Source organism: Meiothermus sp. (assembly GCF_025060375.1).
Taxonomy (GTDB): domain Bacteria; phylum Deinococcota; class Deinococci; order Deinococcales; family Thermaceae; genus Meiothermus.
In genome coordinates, this window is the sequence record NZ_JANXCG010000027.1 from 13,104 (window position 1) to 30,175 (window position 17,072).

The following is a 17,072-nucleotide window of genomic DNA, read 5'->3' on the forward strand; positions in this document are numbered from 1 at the left end:
ACACAGGGAGTGTAGGTTGGCATGATGCTTCTGCTGAGCCCCACCCGGTTTGAAGCCGCTTTCCTGAGAGGCCGCAGGTTTACCTTCCACGGCCGCGCCGGGTTGCGCGGGGAGGGGTGGGTCTGGCTCGAGTCGGGCGTTGGCAAGGTCAACACCGCCGCTACCCTGGCTGCTTTTGCAAGGGGCCGAAAGCTGGAGAGGGTGCTGCTTTTTGGCATTGCCGGGGCCTACCCCGGTGCTGGGCTGCAGCTCGGCGAGGCGGCGCTTGCTGGGGAGGAGGTCCAGGCCGACCTGGGCATCCGGGACAGGGGGATGGAGGGCCTGGGCTTCCCCACCCTGGCCCTGGGGTCGGGCCTGTACCACAACCGCTTCCCCCTGGACAGGGCGTTCACTGCGGAACTGAGCAGGACGCTCGGCCTGCCCGTCAGGACCTTCCTGACCCGCGATTTGGTCTCGGAAAGCCCCAGCGAGGCTCGGCGGCTTCAGCGCAGGTGGAAGGCGGACCTCGAGAACATGGAGGGCGCGGCTTTTGCCCAGACCTGCTTGTGGCTGGGCCTCCGGGGGGGTGAGCTGCGGGCGGTTTCCAACCTCGCTGGGGTGCGCGAAAAAGCCCGGTGGCGCATCCGGCAGGCGGTAGAGAGCCTCGAGCACCACATTCTGCGTATCATCGGGTCATGATGGACATCACCCGCCCCATCTACCCGGGCGTTCCGGTCTGGCCCGGCGATACCCCCTACAGCTACGAACTCACCGCCCGGATTGCTCAGGGCGACAGCGTGAACGTGGGTAAAATCACCACCACCACCCATCTGGGCACCCATCTGGACGCTCCCTGGCATTACGTGGAGGAAGGGGGCAGGCTGGAAAGCGTGCCCCTTGCGGTGCTGGTGGGTCCCTGCCGGGTGGTGGACGCTCAAGGGCAAAAAGCCCTTTCGGTGGAGTTCCTAAGGGGTGTGGAGCTGGCTGAGCGCACCCTCTTCTACACAGGGCAGCCCAACCGCTGGGATACCTTTCCCCGCCGCTTCACGCACGTGCTGCCGGAGGCCGCGCTGTACCTGGCTGAGCGAGGGGTGCGGCTTTTCGGCACCGATGGCCCCAGCGTGGACCCCCTTGACTCCAAAGACCTTCCCGCCCACCGGGCCTTTGCCCGGGGCGGGGTTTTCATTCTGGAGGGGTTGGCCCTAGAGGGGGTACCGGCGGGCAGGTATGAGCTGGTTGCTCTGCCCCTGCGGCTCGAGGGGACCGACGCCGCGCCGGTGCGCGCTATCCTTCGCTAGAAGCCTATTCCCAGCCGCAACGCAAAGCGGCCGGTGGGGTTGCGCTGGCTGAAGCCGTAGTCCAGCCGGATGGGCGGCAGGATGGCCCCCAGCAGGTCCAGGTTGAGCTGCAAGCCCACCCCAGCCCCCAGGAAGAAGGCGTCCAGGTCGCCCGAGGCTGGCCACAGGCGGCCGAAGTCGGCAAAGACGAAGCCGTAGAGATTGGTGCCTCCGGTAGGGGAGAGGCCAAAGTCGTAGCCGTACTCGAGGCTGCCATTCAACACCGTGGTGCCCTTGTCGAGAAAGCGGGGGTCGTAGCCGCGCAGGGTGGAGATGTCGGTGCTGTTTCCGCCCAGGCTGAATTTCTGGCTGTCCTGGGCGGTTCCAAGAATGGTGCCGAAGGAGAGCCTCAGGCCCAAGGCCTGGCGGGCCGCCGCATCGAGGGGGAAGTACTGCCGAGCAGTGATGACCACCGGCACAAACTGGGTGGCCTCGCTGCCCTTGGGGAAGGTGATGCCATAACCGGTGCTGAGGTTGATGGAGAAGCCCCGAGTGGGAAAGTTGGCATCGTTGAGGGTGCTGTACGTAGCTCCCAGGGTCAGTGTGATGGCCTGGTATTCCCGCAGGCTCTGCTCAAAGCGGTTGATGGCATCCTGTAAGAGGGCGTTGCTGCAGGCGGTGTCCTCGGCCACACTGGGGTTGGCGTTGTTGCTCCCGTCGGTGACCCTCACCAAGCAACGTGGGCGGTTGGGGTCGTTGACCTCCAGGATGGGGATGCTCCACTCCCATCCCAGCCCTGCCGACAGCCGGAGGTTGGGGATTTCCTTGCTCAGGGGGCGGGAGATGGAGAAGTTCAGGCCGGTTTTACGCTCGGTGTACTGCCAGGGAGAGGTGGTGTCGTTGCTGTCGATGATCCCGTCGCCGTTGAGGTCAGGGGGAGAGCCATTGTAAAGCTGTTGCAGGGGGAAGTTGATGTTGGCCTGGGGTTGGCTGTAGAAGCTCACGCTGAAGGAGGTGCGCACCTCTTTGAAGTCGCCGAAGTCGATGTAAATCCAAGGGATGCGGTATGAGGCACTAAAGGTAAGGAGCTGGCCTGCATCGTTGGGGTTGATGCCCAGGGTAACGCTGTACTGGTGGGCTAGGCCCCAGAGGTTGGTGTCGCTGATGCTGATGCTGCCTTCCCAACCAGTTAGGCTGCTCCAGGCAATGCCCGGTACAAAGCTTCCAGTCTGAGCTTCGCGGAAGCTCAGCACCAGGATTACATCTTCGGGCCTTTCCCCCTGCTGGGGCCGCACGGTGGGAGGTTCGCGCAAAAGGCCAGTGCGAAGGATGTTGGTAATGCCCTGGCGCACTGCGCTCACAGAGAAAAGGCTGCCCACTGGAGGCATCTCCCGGAGGAAAACGCTGGGGTCGGTGCGGGTGAGCGGTGGGTCAATGCGGTAGCCCGCAATGCGCAGTTCGCGCAGCCGCTGGGTGTAGACCCCGTCCCGGAAGCTGAAGTCGGGCTGAGCTACCAGTTCGTACCCCGCCTCGCGGTACTCCCGCAGTAGCCGGACAAAATCCTCGCTGGCCAGGGCGGGGTTATACTCATCCCCAGCCTTCAGCCGCATGCGGGCCAGCAGCCGCTCAGTGGGAAGGGCGCTGTTGCCCTCGAGCCGCACCTCTCGGATGGGCCCGTAGCGCTGCTCGCCTACCTGAAAGGTGAGCCGCACCCCATCCTGACCCACGCGCTCTGGGCGAACCTCAATGACCCGGCCCAGGCTGCGGGAAAGGGCGTTGACCCCATCTAGAATCCGGTCGAGGTTGAAGGGGTCACCCGCTTTGAGCCCCAGCGGGCTGATATCCAGCCCTTGGGGGTTGATCTCAGCGATCTTGAGCTCGCTGAAGACCACCCTCAAGACCCCCTCTGAAAGAGCGGTGCGGCCCAGGTCCACCCCGCTGCCGCGAAACCCCGCTGCAGCATAAATCTCGGCCGTTCTTCCCACCGCCTCTCGGTAGCGCTCGAAGGAGAAGCGCCCTTCCTCTATCACGCTCCGGAAAAGGGGTTCCAGGCGCTCTTTGGGGACGTAGGTGACGGTTCCGACCTCCACGGCTTTGAGTTCGGGGTTTTCCTCCACTCGGAAGGTGAGTTCCACCCCTTCGGCCAGGTCTTTGGCCTCAGGCGTGACCTTCGGTTCAAAGGGGAAGCCCTCGTTGCGGTAGATGCGGGCTAGGGCCTGGGCTGCCTCGGCGGCCTTTTTAGGGTTGAAGATAGAACCAACCCCGATGGCGTGCTCGCTCTCCAGGTAGCGCAGCACCTCAGCTTCGGGGAAGGCCCGGGAGGTGGCGCTCACCTTGGTGAGGCTGGGGTTGGGAACCACCTCCACCACCAGTTTGCTGCCCTCCAGCCGCAACCGTGCATTGCGGAAGTAGCCGGTCTCCAGCACCGCGGCCCGGGCCTGCTCGAGGTCCCCAGGTTCGTCGCCCACCCCAAAGGGCAAGGCGATGCGCACCAGGGCGGCGAGCACCGCGTCGGCACCCCGCACCTCGACCTCCTCGAGGGGGGCGGCGCAGGCCAGGCCCAGCGGAATCACAAAGGCCAGGAATCGCCTCATGCTGCCAACCATATGCGAGTCGGGTGAAGGGCGAGTGAGAGGCAGGGCAACCCCCAAACCCAAACCTTATGCTAAGGCAGGGGTATTCATGAAACGTCTGGCCAGTGGGGCAGGCCGCGAGAAGGAGGGCTTTTGGCACCGGCTGGGCCGCTGGCTCTCCCCCAGCCGGGCAGCCCCCTGTAGCCCTCCCTCCCCTTCCCTACAGGGGATGCCCCGCCCGCTCAGGCTGGAGGAGGGCGAGCTCGTCGATCTGGGGGAGTGCTGGGGAGAGGCTTCGCTGCGGGGGGTCCTTCTGCGGGGCACCCTCAGCGGAGCCCAGCTCCAGAGCCTGCCCAGGGGTCTTTCCTGCTGGGCCCCGGAGCCCCTCGAGGCCGGGGCCCTGCTGCCCTACGGAGCGCCTGCCTGGCTTTGTGGCCCCAGCGGGCCGCTGGTCAGCCTGCTGCCCGTCATGCCCCGCGCCGCGCAGCCCCTGTGCTGGGGCAAGGCCCTCTGCCTCTGGGAGGGGCGGCTCATCAGCCTCGAGCTCGGCGGGCTGGAGCCTTTCGACCTGGGGCAGAGGCTCAACCTGCCCCAGCTCAGGGGGTTCTGGCTCCTCCTTTCCCAAGGCGGGCTGCGTCTTCTCGAGCTACCCGTAGGGCTGAGGCTCTCCCACGGAGCTCATCCCCTGCGGCCCGAAAGCCACCTGCCCTTCGAGGTGCCCTTCCGGCTGGAGGGCGGGGACCTCCGGGGAGAGCTGCTCTTCCTGGCCTACGAGAACCCCCCCGTGCCCCTCGCGCGCCTGCGCTACCTGGGCGCCCCGCCCGAGGCGCGCCGCAAACACCTGCTGCTCACGGGGGCCATCGACCTCGGTCAGGAACTTCACGACCCCCTGCTCGCCCGGCTCCGCCTGCAGCCGGAGCCGGAGGGGGTGCGGCTTCTGCACCTGCCGGGGCACCTGTGGGCCCTGCTGCGCTTTGAGCCGCTTGGCCCGGGGGCCCTGGCGCCCTGGGGGGAGGCCCTGGCGCTGCTCGAGGTGGGCCAGAAGCGCTGCTTGGGGCTGCTGGAGGTGCTCAAACCCTAAAACACCCCTCCCCGTCCAGAGGAGGGGTGCGCGGGAGCTGCGGCTAGCTGCCAATCAACCCGCCGTCCAGCTTGCGCACGGCCACCAGCGAAGGCCGGGGTACGTTGGTGCCGTCGGGCCAGGTGCTTATGGGCTTCTCGAGGGTGCCGCCCTCACCGGGGTGCTGGATGCCGGCGAAGAAGTTCTTGTTGTCCGGGGTGAAGATGGGGCCGCAGATCTCCGCCCCCACTGGCCCGGACATAAACTGCCGCACGTAGCCGCGCTCGGGACCCTGGGTGGGCACGGCGTAGACCGCGTCGTTCTTGCGGAGGGAGCTGTCCTGCCCGTCGGTGGCAATCCACATGTTGCCGGCCAGGTCAAAGGCGATGTTGTCGGGGCAGGAGAAGGCCGAGACCTTGTCCTTGGGGAAGCCCGCAAAGTAGGTGCTGGGGTCGCTGGGCTCCCCGGCCACCAGGAACAGGGCCCAGCGGAAGGTGGTGGCGGTGGGGTCGTTGCCGGCCTCGAGAATCTCGATGATGTGCCCGTGGCGGTTGTCGGGCCGGGGGTTGGCCGCATCCACCTGGGCTGGGGTACGCCGGTTGTTGTTGGTCATCACCGCGTACACCGCCCCCGTGACCGGGTTGCGCTCCACATCCTCGGGCCGGTCCATCTTGGTGGCCCCCAGCAGGTCAGCGGCCAGGCGGGTGTGGATGAGCACATCGGCCTGGCTGTTGAAGCCGTTGGCTGCGGTGAGGGGCCCGTTGCCGTGCACCAGCGGCAGCCAGACCCCGGTGCCGTCGGGGTTGAACCGGGCCACATACAGGGTGCCCTCGTCCAGCAGGTTCATGTTGGCCTTGCGGTTGCTGGGGTTGAAGCGGCCTTTGGTCACGAACTTGTAGAGGTAGTCGAAGCGCTCGTCGTCGCCCATGTACATCACCACCTGGCCGCTCGGGGCCACGGTGGTCTCGGCCCCTTCGTGCTTGAAGCGGCCCAGGGCGGTGCGCTTCTTGGGCACCGAGTTGGGGTCGTAGGGGTCAATCTCCACAATCCAGCCGTGGCGGAAGGGCTCGTTGGGCTCCTTGGTGAGGTCGAAGCGCTCGTAGAACAGCTCCCAGCGGCGGCTGCTGTTGCCCCCTGGCAGGCCGTAGCGGGTGTGGCTGCGCTTGACCAGGCCGTCGGGCAGGGCGTTGAGACCGGCGAAGTACTGGTTGAAGTTCTCCTCGGCGGTGAGGATGGTGCCCCAGGGGGTGGTGCCGCCCGCGCAGTTGTTGAGCATGCCCAGCACCCGCCGGCCGGTGGGGTCGGCCTTGGTCTGGAGCAAGGGGTGGCCGGCGGCAGGGCCGGTGATCTCCATGGGGGTGGTGGCGGTGATGCGGCGGTTGTAGGGCGAGAAGGGTAGGTAGTAGATGCTCCCGTCGCTGGCCCGGCGCACCTCAATCTGGGTGCCCCCATGGGCGGCCAGCTCGATGTCCACCTGCTCCTTGGTGGGGCTCCCTTGCCTGTAGCCGGGGAACATCAGCTCAGGGTTGGTGTACTCGTGGTTGGCCCAGAGGATGGCCCGGCGGGAGTTGCCCGAGGCGTAGTCGGGCAGGGGCAGCCAGGAGATGTAGTCCACGTTGTAGCCGAAGGCCTGCTCCTGGGAGCGGGCGTCCCAGTCGTTGACGTTGAAGCGCCGGGCCCCCCGCCCAATGGGGTCGCCCCAGCGGATTACGATGTTGGTGGTGTAGCCCTCGGCCACAATCAGCCGGTCTTCGGTGGAGAGGCCGATGGGCTTGAAGCGGAGGGTGCTGCCCCCCTGGGCCCGGCCCATCCCCGCGAGGGTGAAAAGCCCCCCCAGGCTTGCGGCCAGGAAGCTGCGGCGGGTGAGGGCCTCCTCTACCACCTGGCGCAGGTACGCGTTTTCGCTCTGGTTCGGCACCGGCTGGGCGCAGGCGTCGCCGCACTTCCAGTGGCAGGTGGCCGGAGAGCGACCGCCTACGTGGTTTTCCGGGCGGTACTCTTTTTCAAGCTCTATCATGGCACAACCTCCTCTGGGATAGCCATTCCGTGCATCGCTTTTGGGAATGGTTTCCAATCCCAGTAATGAGGCTAGGCCTGCTGTTTCAGGGAAGCGTCATGGGATATCCCCATATTTGGTGAGGAAAACCACAATGACGCGCACCTGACGGTACGGAGGTAGCCTCCCCTCGGAGGTGAGAGGCATGAAACGGAGAGACCTTCTCAAAGCCGGGGTACTGGCTGGCGCAGCGGCCAGCCTCTCTGCCCGGGCCCAAAGCGCCCAGGCCAACCAGCCGGGCATTCTGACCCGCGCCCGCAACCTTATTTTCTTCGCCTACGACGGGATGGGCTGGGAGGATTATGCCATTGCCCAGTTCTACTCGAGGCAGGTGCTGGGCAAGCCGCTGGCCCTCGAGCGCTTTCTTGCCAGCGGTGTGAGCGGCTTGCAGAACACTAACAGTCTGACCAGCTTCGTTACCGAGTCGAGCGCGGCCGGCAACGCCTGGAGCACCGGGGTCAAGACCGTCAACGGGGGCCTGGCCATCCACATTGATGGGCGCAAACTGACCCCCATCTTCGCGCTGGCCAAGCAGCAGGGCAAGGCGGTGGGGGTGGTGACCACCGCCACCGTGACCCACGCTACCCCAGCCAGCTTCCTGGTCTCCAACCCCGACCGCAACGCCGAGGAGGAGATCGCCCAGCAGTACCTGGAGTTCGGGGCCGAGGTGTACCTGGGAGGCGGCCAGCGCTTCTTCGACCCGGCGGTGCGCCGCGACAAGAGGGACATGTACGCGGAGTTCGCCGCCAAGGGCTACGGGGTGGTCAAGACCTTGGGTGAGCTGCGGGCCTCCAACGCCTCCAAACTCCTGGGCGTCTTCAGCAGCAGCCACGTGCCCTACGAGGCCGACCGCCGCTTCCAGGGGGTGAATGTGCCCAGCCTGGCCGATATGACCCGCGCCGCCCTGCCGCGGCTGGCGGCTTACTCCAAGGGCTTCGTGCTGCAGGTGGAAGCGGCCCGCATTGACCATGCCAACCACCTCAACGACCCTGCCGGTAGCCTGTGGGACATCCTGGCAGCAGACGAGGCCCTGGAGGTGGTGATGAACTTTGTGGACCAGAACCCCGACACCCTCCTCATCATCGGTTCTGACCACGCCTGTGGGGCCCCAGCGCTCTACGGCGCAGGGCCTTCCTACCGGGAGAGCAGCGCTGGGGTGCTTCAGCTTGAGGCTCAGAAGGGCACCTTCGAGTTCATGCTGGCCCGTCTGGGCAACAACCCCACCCCTGACCAGGTGGTCGAGATCTTCCGCACCGTGAAGGGCGTGACCCTCAAGCCCGAGCAGGCCCAGGTGGTGGTGGACGCCATCACCAGGCGGGTTTTCCAGCCCGATGGGGTGCGTTACGGCATCCAGCCGGCCAACACCCTCTCCTGGGTGATGCGCCAGACCAACGCCAACAAGCCCGACCTACCCAACATCGGCTGGAACTCCGGCCAGCACACCGCCAGCCCCACCATCTTTGGGGTCTACGGGCGCGGGATAGGGGCGGCCCGGATCGGCCTAATCGACAACACCTACAACTTCACCCTGATGACCCGGGCGCTGGGCATCCGCTTCCAGAACCCGGTGATGAGCGAACAGGAGGCCCTCGAGGTGCTCAAGTCTCGTGCCGGGGCACCCACCCTGCACCCAGAGGACGTGCTGGCCTGAGCTGGTTCTCAATTCTTACCTAGGCGCCACGGGAGGTGCCCTTGGGCGTGGCGGAAGGGGACCGAGTGCTACGCCAGCGGGCGGAACCTCCCGTGGAACGCTTGGGGCGGGGCTTGCCCGTTTACTAGGAGGTTAGGTTGAACCGGAGGGATGCGCACAAGGCTTTGATAGCTGGGGCCATCGGGCTGGCGATGGGCGTACCCAGCCGGGCCCAGCCGCGCCCAGTGCGGGTGGTGGAGCTTGGGCGGCTGGCCCAGGTGGGGGCCGAGGCCGAGTTTACCTTTGCCGGAGAGCGAGCCTTTCTGCTGCGGGTAGCTCCGCCGGAGACGCCCAGCCCCAGGGTGCAGCGCCTGGGGGATGTCTACCTGGTGGCCTACAGCCGCACCTGCACCCATGCGGGCTGCACCGTCCCCCTTCCGGACCAACGGGGCATCATAGAGTGCGGTTGCCACGGGAGCCGCTTCCGGTCTGACGGCACCTTGCTGCAAGGACCCGCATCCACAGATCTGCGGGCCATCCGGCTCGAGCTGCGCGATGGGCTGGTCTGGGCAGTGGGGTGGTTGGATGCCCCCTAGCGGGGAAACTCCGGCAGGCGGGCCAGACCTGTCTGCAAGGCCTGCCGGACCCCCTCCACCAGACGGCCAACGTGGAGCCCTGCAAAGGTGCTAGGCAGACCCCTTAGGCGGACCAGGGCCTTTTGATAGTTGCGCCAGCCCCCCTGGGGGTTGGTGCGGGCCTTGTGCAGGGCGGCGGCCAGGAGGATAACCCCGTGGGTTAGCTCGCGTTCCGGCCCGCTGAGCCTGCGCCAGAGGGGTTCCAGCGCCTCGTGCACCTCCCAAAAGCGGCCCTCTTGCCAAAGGGCGATGGCCTCTTGGTACTCGGGGGTCTCGAGAAGTTCCACTATGAAAAGTGTATCGGGTTTCCCTGAACGTTGCTCTGGGTGCTAGAGTATAAACCTAACGGGCCTTTGGGCCCGGCGAGGTAGCAGACATGGCCAAACCCATCGAAGTGACCGACGCCAATTTTGATACCGTCCTCAAGGAAAACCGACTCGTGCTGGTGGACTTCTGGGCCGAGTGGTGCGGGCCCTGCCGCGTGGTGGCCCCGGTGATGGAGGAGCTGGCCGAGGAGTACGAGGGCAAGGTTACCGTGGCCAAGCTGGACGTGGACCAAAACCCCCAGGTGGCCATGAAGTACCGTGTGATGAGCATTCCCACGATAATCCTTTTCAAGGAAGGCCAGCCGGTGGAGGTTATGGTGGGCGCAGCGCCCAAGAGCAACTTTGTGGCCCGCCTCAACAAGCACCTCCCGGCGAGCGCCTAACCTTGAGGCCGTTTTCCCCTCGCCGCTTTCGGTGAGGGGTATGCTTTTGCCGTGGAGACCTATCACCTCAACATCAACGACCCGGCCTTCGTCTACGACCCCTACCCGCGGCTGGCCGAGCTTAGGGAGCGCCTGCCGGTCTTCTTCGACCCGGTCTGGAATAAGATTTTCTTTCTGCGCTACGAGGATATTGCCGCCTTGTTGCGGGATAGGCGGTTGGGGCGTTCCATCACCCATGTTCTCTCCCGCGATGAGCTGGGCTGGCCCCCGCCTAACCCCCTAACCAAGGACTTCGACCACTTCCAGGAAAACCACATGCTGGACAATGAGCCGCCCAAGCACACCCGGCTCAAGGGCTTGATGCTAAAGGCCTTTACCCCCGCCCGGGGGGAGGGGCTGCGGGGGAGGATTGAGCGGCTGGTGCACGGCCTCATCGACCGGGTTGAAGACCAGGGGCGGATGGACCTGCTCAAGGACTATGCTGAGCCCCTTCCGGTTACGGTTATTGCAGAGCTTTTGGGGGTTCCCGAGGAGGACCGGTACCTCTTGCGCCCCTGGTCGGCCAAGATCGTGAAGCTCTACGAGCTGGGCTACACCGAGGAGCAGGCCCAGGAAGCCAACCAGGCGGTGGTGGAGTTCTCCGCTTACATCCAGGCCCTGGCTGAGGAGCGGCGCAGGAGGCCCAAAGATGACCTCATCTCGGCCCTGGTGCAGGTGGAGGAGCAGGGGGACCGGCTCACCTCAGACGAGCTGGTGGCCAACTGTATTCTGCTCTTGAACGCAGGTCACGAGGCCACCGTCAACGGCACGACCGCAGGGTTTTTGGCCCTCTCCCGCGACCCAGCGGCCCTCGAGCAGGTTAAGGAGGCTGCAGCCAAGGACCAGCCCCAGTTCTTCAAGTTAGCGGTGGAAGAGCTGCTGCGCTACGATACCCCTTTGCCGATGTTTGAGCGGTGGGTGCTGGAGGACTTCGAGTACAAGGGGATTCCCCTCAAGCGGGGTCAGGAGGTGGCCCTGATGTACGCTTCGGGCAACCGCGACCCGCGCAAGTTTGCCTCTCCCGACAAGCTTTGGCTAACCCGTCCAGAGAACCCACACCTGACCTTTGGCTTGGGCATCCACTACTGCATAGGCGCGCCGCTGGCTAGGCTCGAGCTGCAGACCTCTTTCCGTGTCCTCTTCAAAAGGCTGCCCAACATCCACTTGGTCACCGACCGGGTGGAGTACACGGGAGGCTTTGTGATCCGGGGGCACAGGGCCATGCCGGTGGCCTGGTAGGGGTTAGGCTATATTCCATGAAGCCAATCGCCCTGGACGCCATGGGGGGGGACCATGCCCCCAAAGCGATCGTAGAAGGTGCCCTGGTGGCCCAAAAACAGGGGATTCCGGTGGTGCTGGTGGGTCCCACCGAGGTGCTCCAGCAGGAGTTGGAGGCCCAGGGGGGGCATCTGCCGGTGGTAGAAGCGCCGGAGCACATCACCATGCGGGACCACGCTACCGACGTGCGCAAGAAGCGCCGAGCCTCCATCAACATCTGCATGGAGCTGCTTAGACAGGGTGAGGTCTCGGCGGTGGTGGCCATGGGACATACCGGGGCTACCCTGGCCTCGGCCCTGTTCAACCTAGGGCGAGTTCCTGGGGTGGACCGCCCGACCTTGCTCATCGAGCTGCCCAGCGAGAGGGGCCGCACCTATCTGGCCGATGGAGGTGCCAACGTAGACTGCAAGCCCGAGTGGCTGGTGCAGTTTGCGGTCATGGCCACCGCCTATGCCAAGGCCCAGGGGGTGGAGAACCCCAGCGTGGGCCTGCTCTCCATTGGGGAGGAGGAGGAGAAGGGCAACGACCTGATCCTGCGCACCTTTCCCCTTCTGAAGAGCGCTGCTGGGCTCAACTTCTACGGCAACGTGGAGGGACGGGACATCTTCAGGGGCACCACCGATATCGTGGTCACCGACGGCTACACCGGTAATGTGGTGCTCAAACTCTCCGAAGGCGAGGCCCGCGTTCTCTTTGGCTGGATCCGCCAAGCCCTGGCTGAAGGCCCTTGGCCGACCCGGCTGGGTGCCTGGCTGGTGCGCCCTGCTTTGCAGCGGCTGCGGGCGCGGATGGACCCAGCAGAGTACGGGGCAATGCCCCTTTTGGGGGTGGAAGGTGCGGTTTTCATCGGACATGGTTCCGCCGACGGGCGGGCGGTTTTGAGCGCGTTGCGCAAGGCCAGGGCAAGTGTCCAGGCGGGCTTGGTGGAACGGGTGCGCGAGGGCATTGCCCGACTGGAAGGGGTACGCTGAACCCTCTTTGGCGGCTGGTGAGGTTGTGCGATGGAGGATGCGGGTCTTTGGCTTCGTCTGCTGCTCAGTGCGGCCCTTCTTGGGGTAGGGTTTTGGGTGGCCCGGGGTGGAGCCAGGTTTTTTGGTTGGCTGGCCCGCTTTACGCCGGACGCCCGCGACGACCGCTACTGGCGGTTGCTGGGGGGGCTTTGGTGGGTGTTGGTGGGTTTGGCGGTGTTCTCCCTCTTGAGCCATGCCTGGAAAGTTCCCCTGGAGCCCTTCGGCACCTGGGGAAGAACCCTATTTGGCTGGTTGGGCGAGCGGGGCCTGGCCGTATTGCTCATTTTGGGGATCACCTCCTTGGCCCTGCGCCTGGTGCCCCGTTTGCTCCAGCGGGTGCCGGTGGGCTCGGGCGAGTTCACCCGCGAGCAAGTGCGGGCCCAGACCCTCAAGAGCGTGCTCGAGTCGGTGCTGCAGGTCCTGATTGTGGTCCTGGGTGGCCTCCTGCTCCTTTCCAACCTGGGCCTGAACGTAACCGCCCTTTTGGCTGGGGCCGGGGTGGTGGGGCTTGGTATCTCCCTGGCCGCCCAGAACCTGATTCGGGATGTCATAAACGGCTTCTTTATCCTGCTGGAGGACCAGTACGGGGTGGGGGATGTGATTACCGTAGGGCAGTTCGCCGGAACGGTGGAGCGCTTCAACCTGCGCCTTACGGTGCTGCGCGACCTCGAGGGACGGGTGCACTTTCTCCCCAACTCCACCATCCAGCAGGTTACGGTGATGAGCCGCGACTGGGCCCGGGCGGTGGTGGACGTTTCGGTAGCCTACGAGGCCCCAGTAGACAAAGCCCTGGAGGCGGTGCGGGAGGAGGCGCTGGCCTTTTACCACGACCCCGAGTGGCGGCCCAGGTTTACCGACCAGCCCCCGGAGATGCTGGGGGTTCAGCAGCTGGCCGAATCGGGGGTGGTCATCCGGGTAATGTTCACCACCAAGCCCAAAGAGCAGTGGGCGGTGGGGCGGGAGTTTCGCCGGCGCATCAAGCTGCGCCTGGATGCTGAGGGCATCCCAATTCCCTATCCTACCCGCCGGGTTGTGCAGGGCTAGGCGGCCCGGTCCGTCCAGCGCAGCTCGAGGTGGGCCTCAAGGTGGCCCACCTCAAGACCGCGTACGTTCTTGAGGGCTGGCCTGCGCCAGGGCAGCTCCTCTTCGGGCGAAAGCACCCCCAGCTCTTCCAGAAGCCGCACCACCATTGGCTCCCGCGCCTCGTTGGAGCCGCTTTCCACCTTCAGGGCAATCCCAATGGGGCCCCAGCGGCTGTTCTGCAGGGCCATCCCGTAGTAACCGTCGGCTCCCCGCTTGGCCACCAGTCCGGGTACCCTCCGCATCAGCACGGTGTCCATGCTGCGGGGGCCGGCCACCCACTCTGGGTGCTGTTGCATGGCTGCAAACACGCCCTTCAGTCCTTCCCGGTACTGCCTGGGCGCTGCCCCGGGATGGGCCAGCAGGGCGAACATGCGGGCTGTGGAGGCCAGGGGCAGGGCGAAGGTGGGCACGCTACACCCGTCCACTGCCTGCGGAATCTGGGGCTGTCCGGAAAGCTCCCGCAGGGTCTGAAGGATGAGCTGCTGAACTGGGTGTTCGGGCTTTTCGTAGCCATGGGGGGAGGCGTTTAGGGCTAGGGCTGCCGCCAGCATGCCCGCGTGTTTCCCCGAGCAGTTGTTGTGAAGCGGGCTGGCGGCTTCGCCTGAGCGGTGGAGGGCCTGGCGGGCCTCAGGGTCGAGGGGGAGATGAGCCCCGCAGGCCAGGTGCTCAGGGCCCAGCCCAATCTTCTCAAGGTACTGAGCGGCCAGGGCGATGTGCGCGGGCGTGCCGTCGTGGGAGGCGCAGCTCAGCGCGACCTCGGCGGGGGTGAGACCAAAACGCCCCACGGCCCCGCTGAGGTAGAGGGCCAGGGCCTGAAAGGGCTTGGCGGTGGAGCGTAGCGGGGCTACCCACCCGGGAGGTCCGCTGTGGGCCAGCAAGCGGCCCTGCGGCTCCACTATGGCGATGAAGACCCGGTGGCGGTTTTCCAGAAGACCACCCCGGTAGGCATAGGTGTACGAGGCCATCGTGCACAGCCTATTGCCTGGGCGGGCCCTTGCCTAGCTCCTCAGACCCCCTGCGTGCTCCCTCCAGGTGCTCCTGGCCTTTTGAAGGGCTTTTGCTAGCTCCGCTTCCCTTTCCTGAAGGTAGCCGCTGGGAAGGCGGCCTCCTTCCTCTGCAAACCGCTGCAGGTAAGCCAGGGTGAAGTGCAGGTCGCCCACCCGCCCAAAGCTTTCCTGGAGTGACCGGATGGCGCGGCTTTCCCGGCCCAGCCACTCCAGCGCGTAGCGCAGCCGGCGCAGCCCCCGCCGTAGGGCGTGAAGGGCATCAAAGCTGTCCTCCTGGGTCCACAGGGCTGCGCGGCGCTCCACCTGGGCGAGGAAGCGTTCTAGCTGGGGTTCGGCAGCGGCCGCGTCCAGCGGGGGGAGCAGGGAGAGGGCCAGCAAAAGGCTTTCCAGCCGTCTTGAGTCCAGTACCGGGAGGAGTCGCTCCCTGGCGGCTTCCAGCCTGGCCTGGGCCCATTCCCGAAAAGCCCGGGGCAGCTCCATCTGGAGCAGCACCTCGAGGTCCCGCACCTCTCCAGCGGCGCGGACCAACCAGGCCAGGTCATCGTCCAGGGTTCGCATACCGGCCAGGCGAAGCCAGACCCGAAGCCGCCGTCCGGCGACCCGCACCTGGTGGACGCCCTCGGGGTCCTGCCCAGTGCGGGCTAGGGGCAGGTGCTGGCGCAGGTGCCGCAGCCAGGGGTCTAGGGGCACGGCGCGCATGTCGGCGGTCCTAGCCCTTCAGGAGGTGCGAGAGGGCTTCGGCCAACCGGGTGCGGGGTTTCTCCTGGTGCCCGCAGTTCACCTCGTTGCGGTTGGCCCCGCAGATCGGGCAGAGCCCCTTGCAGTCCTCCCTGCAGAGGGCGGTGTAGGGCAGCTCAAGAGCGAAGGCTTCGCTGAGAATGGGGCTCAGATCCAGGATGGGGTGTCCGAAGAGGAGCACCTCCTCCTCATCTTCAACCAGAAGGGGATGGGCGAGCCCTGGGGTGTAACGCAGCATGGTCTGGAAGTGGGCCCGGACCAGCACTGGAGTGGGGCCCAGGCAGCGGCGGCACTCCATGACTGCGTACCCCGCGATCTCCCCTGAAAGCCAGAACTCCTGCCCCCCTTCGCCCTCCAGCCGGGTTACGCTCACCCCCCATTTGGCCGGGGTGTGCAGGGGTATTTCGCCGCCCTCCAGGGCAACGGCCCCCAGGAGTTCGCCTTGGGCCTGTAGGCTACCGCCTTCCCGCAGTAGCCGGGAGAGATTGATACTGGGTAAGTAGCCTGGGTTCATCAAGGACATTAGCCCCTTATGTTACGCCTCCTTTGCCCTGGGGTCAACCCCAGAAGGAGGCCGCAGCCTAGGCTGCGGCCTCGGGCGGCTCCGTTTAGCGGGCGCGGCTCAGGTTGAGCCTGACCTGGAGGGTTCGCCCGGCCTCTACCCGCACCTCACGCACCTCGGCGCGGAAGCCGGGGGCCAGGGCCACGAGTTGGAAGGCGGCGGGCTCGAGGTCGTCCAGCCTCAAAAAGCCCCCTCGGGTCTGCCCCACCTCTTGCCCGTCAAGGAAGATGCGGGCCTCTGTGTTGGTGGAGATCTCCAACGAGCCCCGCAGGGGCTTCAGGTTGGCGCTGACGGGAAGGGTCTGGCCGCTCGCCAGCCGGAGCGTGGCGCGGAAGGGCTGGTAGCCTGCAAGGCGCAGCTCGAGTTCGTACGAGCCTGGGGCTAGGCTCAGGTTGAGCGGTGTGTAGCCCACCAACCGCCCGTTCAGCAGCACCTGGGCCCCTTGAGGGTCGGAACCGACCTGCAGCAGGCCGTTTTGCAGCGCCGGAACCAGGTTGGCGTTCAGGCTGGTGGTTTCGCCGGGCCGGACCTGCACCGTGGTGCGGAAGTTTTGGTAGCCCGGAAGCCTGAGTTCTACCTCCACCCGGCCCGGTCGCAGGGCCAGGTTCAAAGGGGTGCTCCCCACCGGCCGGCCCTCCACCAGCACCTGGGCCCCGGCTGGGTTGGAACTCACGCTCAGGGTGCCGGTGGCCGGTTGAGCGGGTGGGGTTGGGACTACCGGGGCTCGGCCCACGATGAAGAAGGCGGTATCGCTCACCCAGTCCTGCTCAGGAAGCGGGCTGACCACGATGGAGAGGGCTCGAGCCAGGTTGTCGGCTCCCCGCAGGTTTACGCGACCGCTTTGGATATCGGCTATTTGGGCCAGGGAGAGGGGCTGGCGGCTGGCTACGGCCAGCACCCGGTCCTGCCCTTCTGGGCCGGCCACCTCGAGGGTGTAGCGGGCGCCGCTGCCTGGGGGGTAGGTGCGGGTCTCGCCTGCCCGGAGGAGGTTGTTTTGGTCAAAGGCGTTGGGTAGGATCAGGCTTATCTCGCCGGTGGACCTCACGCTGAAGATGTACACGTAGGCATCCTGATTTACCTGGACCGAGACCTGGATGCGCTCACCGATCTGGTAGACGGGGTTGCCCGTTTTGGCCGGGTCTTTGTTCACCCAGACCCGCACCTGCAGCTCGGTGGGTACTGGATTGACGATGATTTGTTGGGGGCTCAGTTCCGGTGCGGCCAAGGCAGCACCTAGAAGTGGACCTAGCGCTGCGAAAAGGGCTCGTTTCATCGCCTACCTCCACCCCTAGCGTAAAGCGCGTCTCCTGTAGGGTGTGAGAGCGGCTTCAGCCCGCATTAACCTGCGGCTTCAGCGATTTTTTAGGTGGCAGGCCTGTGAGGCCCCCGTTGCGTTGGACAAACGCGCCAACCTATGCTATAACTAGCAGGTATGT

Annotated in this window: 16 protein-coding genes; 9 read left to right on the forward strand and 7 right to left on the reverse strand. The window is 65.9% G+C overall.

The window, feature by feature from the left end; genetic code table 11:
- Window positions 1–21: 21 nt before the first annotated feature.
- Together mqnB and NZ849_RS03480 are read left to right on the forward strand one after the other, a co-directional pair.
- Window positions 22–678: a futalosine hydrolase gene (gene mqnB, locus NZ849_RS03475; RefSeq protein WP_295387186.1), complete on the forward strand. Its 657-nt coding sequence runs from the start codon at window positions 22–24 to the stop codon at window positions 676–678.
- On the forward strand, window positions 675–1,277 hold the full coding sequence (locus NZ849_RS03480) for a cyclase family protein (protein WP_295387189.1): 603 nt from the start codon (window positions 675–677) through the stop codon (window positions 1,275–1,277). The genes mqnB and NZ849_RS03480 overlap by 4 nt, the downstream gene beginning before the upstream one ends.
- Here NZ849_RS03480 and NZ849_RS03485 read toward each other — a convergent pair.
- Window positions 1,274–3,850: an outer membrane protein assembly factor gene (locus NZ849_RS03485; RefSeq protein WP_295387192.1), complete on the reverse strand. Its 2,577-nt coding sequence runs from the start codon at window positions 3,848–3,850 to the stop codon at window positions 1,274–1,276. The two genes, NZ849_RS03480 and NZ849_RS03485, sit on opposite strands and share 4 nt — an antisense overlap.
- Before the next feature lie 88 nt (window positions 3,851–3,938).
- Between NZ849_RS03485 and NZ849_RS03490 the strand changes: the two genes are divergently transcribed.
- Window positions 3,939–4,910 (forward strand): hypothetical protein, encoded by a 972-nt coding sequence (locus tag NZ849_RS03490; protein ID WP_295387194.1) that lies wholly within the window; start codon window positions 3,939–3,941, stop codon window positions 4,908–4,910.
- Between the two features lie 43 nt (window positions 4,911–4,953).
- Here the strand turns inward: NZ849_RS03490 and NZ849_RS03495 are convergent, their stop codons facing one another.
- On the reverse strand, window positions 4,954–6,906 hold the full coding sequence (locus NZ849_RS03495) for a PhoX family phosphatase (RefSeq protein ID WP_295404188.1): 1,953 nt from the start codon (window positions 6,904–6,906) through the stop codon (window positions 4,954–4,956).
- Between the two features lie 184 nt (window positions 6,907–7,090).
- Here NZ849_RS03495 and NZ849_RS03500 point away from each other — a divergent pair, with 184 nt between their 5' ends.
- Both NZ849_RS03500 and NZ849_RS03505 read left to right on the forward strand, forming a co-directional pair.
- Complete coding sequence (locus NZ849_RS03500; RefSeq protein ID WP_295404191.1) at window positions 7,091–8,596, forward strand: alkaline phosphatase; 1,506 nt, start codon at window positions 7,091–7,093, stop codon at window positions 8,594–8,596.
- Between the two features lie 137 nt (window positions 8,597–8,733).
- Window positions 8,734–9,171, forward strand: coding sequence for a ubiquinol-cytochrome c reductase iron-sulfur subunit (locus tag NZ849_RS03505; RefSeq protein ID WP_295387202.1), 438 nt, complete (start codon window positions 8,734–8,736; stop codon window positions 9,169–9,171).
- On the opposite strand, the gene NZ849_RS03510 is transcribed toward NZ849_RS03505, so the two are convergent.
- The gene (locus tag NZ849_RS03510; protein ID WP_295387205.1) at window positions 9,168–9,497 is read right to left on the reverse strand and encodes a DUF309 domain-containing protein; all 330 of its coding nucleotides are present in this window, start codon (window positions 9,495–9,497) and stop codon (window positions 9,168–9,170) included. The genes NZ849_RS03505 and NZ849_RS03510 overlap by 4 nt on opposite strands.
- Before the next feature lie 89 nt (window positions 9,498–9,586).
- Here NZ849_RS03510 and trxA point away from each other — a divergent pair, with 89 nt between their 5' ends.
- From trxA to NZ849_RS03530, 4 genes are read left to right on the forward strand one after another with little or no spacing between them, the layout of a single operon-like run.
- On the forward strand, window positions 9,587–9,919 hold the full coding sequence (gene trxA / locus NZ849_RS03515; RefSeq protein WP_295387208.1) for a thioredoxin: 333 nt from the start codon (window positions 9,587–9,589) through the stop codon (window positions 9,917–9,919).
- A gap of 51 nt (window positions 9,920–9,970) precedes the next feature.
- Window positions 9,971–11,197: a cytochrome P450 gene (locus NZ849_RS03520; RefSeq protein ID WP_295404194.1), complete on the forward strand. Its 1,227-nt coding sequence runs from the start codon at window positions 9,971–9,973 to the stop codon at window positions 11,195–11,197.
- A gap of 17 nt (window positions 11,198–11,214) precedes the next feature.
- Window positions 11,215–12,207, forward strand: a complete 993-nt coding sequence (plsX, locus tag NZ849_RS03525) for a phosphate acyltransferase PlsX (protein ID WP_295387212.1) — start codon at window positions 11,215–11,217, stop codon at window positions 12,205–12,207.
- 30 nt (window positions 12,208–12,237) lie between these two features.
- Window positions 12,238–13,290 (forward strand): mechanosensitive ion channel family protein, encoded by a 1,053-nt coding sequence (locus tag NZ849_RS03530; RefSeq protein WP_295387214.1) that lies wholly within the window; start codon window positions 12,238–12,240, stop codon window positions 13,288–13,290.
- Here NZ849_RS03530 and NZ849_RS03535 read toward each other — a convergent pair.
- The 4 genes from NZ849_RS03535 to NZ849_RS03550 all read right to left on the reverse strand — a co-directional run bounded on the left by NZ849_RS03535 (window position 13,287) and on the right by NZ849_RS03550 (window position 16,909).
- A complete protein-coding gene (locus NZ849_RS03535; RefSeq protein ID WP_295404197.1) occupies window positions 13,287–14,294 on the reverse strand; it encodes an asparaginase in 1,008 nt (335 codons plus the stop codon). The genes NZ849_RS03530 and NZ849_RS03535 overlap by 4 nt on opposite strands.
- Before the next feature lie 33 nt (window positions 14,295–14,327).
- Window positions 14,328–15,035 carry a CHAD domain-containing protein gene (locus NZ849_RS03540; RefSeq protein WP_295387220.1) on the reverse strand — a complete coding sequence of 236 codons (708 nt, stop codon included), beginning with the start codon at window positions 15,033–15,035 and terminating at the stop codon, window positions 14,328–14,330.
- A gap of 10 nt (window positions 15,036–15,045) precedes the next feature.
- The gene (locus NZ849_RS03545) at window positions 15,046–15,588 is read right to left on the reverse strand and encodes a DUF177 domain-containing protein (protein ID WP_295387293.1); all 543 of its coding nucleotides are present in this window, start codon (window positions 15,586–15,588) and stop codon (window positions 15,046–15,048) included.
- Between the two features lie 94 nt (window positions 15,589–15,682).
- Window positions 15,683–16,909 (reverse strand): PEGA domain-containing protein, encoded by a 1,227-nt coding sequence (locus tag NZ849_RS03550; protein WP_295404200.1) that lies wholly within the window; start codon window positions 16,907–16,909, stop codon window positions 15,683–15,685.
- Window positions 16,910–17,072: the final 163 nt, after the last annotated feature.

Coding starts and splice junctions, on each gene's coding strand:
- mqnB (WP_295387186.1), top strand. CDS start 22: ATGATGCTTCTGCTGAGCCCCACCCGGTTTGAAGCCGCTTTCCTGAGA.
- NZ849_RS03480 (WP_295387189.1), top strand. CDS start 675: ATGATGGACATCACCCGCCCCATCTACCCGGGCGTTCCGGTCTGGCCC.
- NZ849_RS03485 (WP_295387192.1), bottom strand. CDS start 3,850: ATGAGGCGATTCCTGGCCTTTGTGATTCCGCTGGGCCTGGCCTGCGCC.
- NZ849_RS03490 (WP_295387194.1), top strand. CDS start 3,939: ATGAAACGTCTGGCCAGTGGGGCAGGCCGCGAGAAGGAGGGCTTTTGG.
- NZ849_RS03495 (WP_295404188.1), bottom strand. CDS start 6,906: ATGATAGAGCTTGAAAAAGAGTACCGCCCGGAAAACCACGTAGGCGGT.
- NZ849_RS03500 (WP_295404191.1), top strand. CDS start 7,091: ATGAAACGGAGAGACCTTCTCAAAGCCGGGGTACTGGCTGGCGCAGCG.
- trxA (WP_295387208.1), top strand. CDS start 9,587: ATGGCCAAACCCATCGAAGTGACCGACGCCAATTTTGATACCGTCCTC.
- plsX (WP_295387212.1), top strand. CDS start 11,215: ATGAAGCCAATCGCCCTGGACGCCATGGGGGGGGACCATGCCCCCAAA.
- NZ849_RS03530 (WP_295387214.1), top strand. CDS start 12,238: ATGGAGGATGCGGGTCTTTGGCTTCGTCTGCTGCTCAGTGCGGCCCTT.
- NZ849_RS03535 (WP_295404197.1), bottom strand. CDS start 14,294: ATGGCCTCGTACACCTATGCCTACCGGGGTGGTCTTCTGGAAAACCGC.
- NZ849_RS03540 (WP_295387220.1), bottom strand. CDS start 15,035: ATGCGCGCCGTGCCCCTAGACCCCTGGCTGCGGCACCTGCGCCAGCAC.
- NZ849_RS03545 (WP_295387293.1), bottom strand. CDS start 15,588: ATGAACCCAGGCTACTTACCCAGTATCAATCTCTCCCGGCTACTGCGG.
- NZ849_RS03550 (WP_295404200.1), bottom strand. CDS start 16,909: ATGAAACGAGCCCTTTTCGCAGCGCTAGGTCCACTTCTAGGTGCTGCC.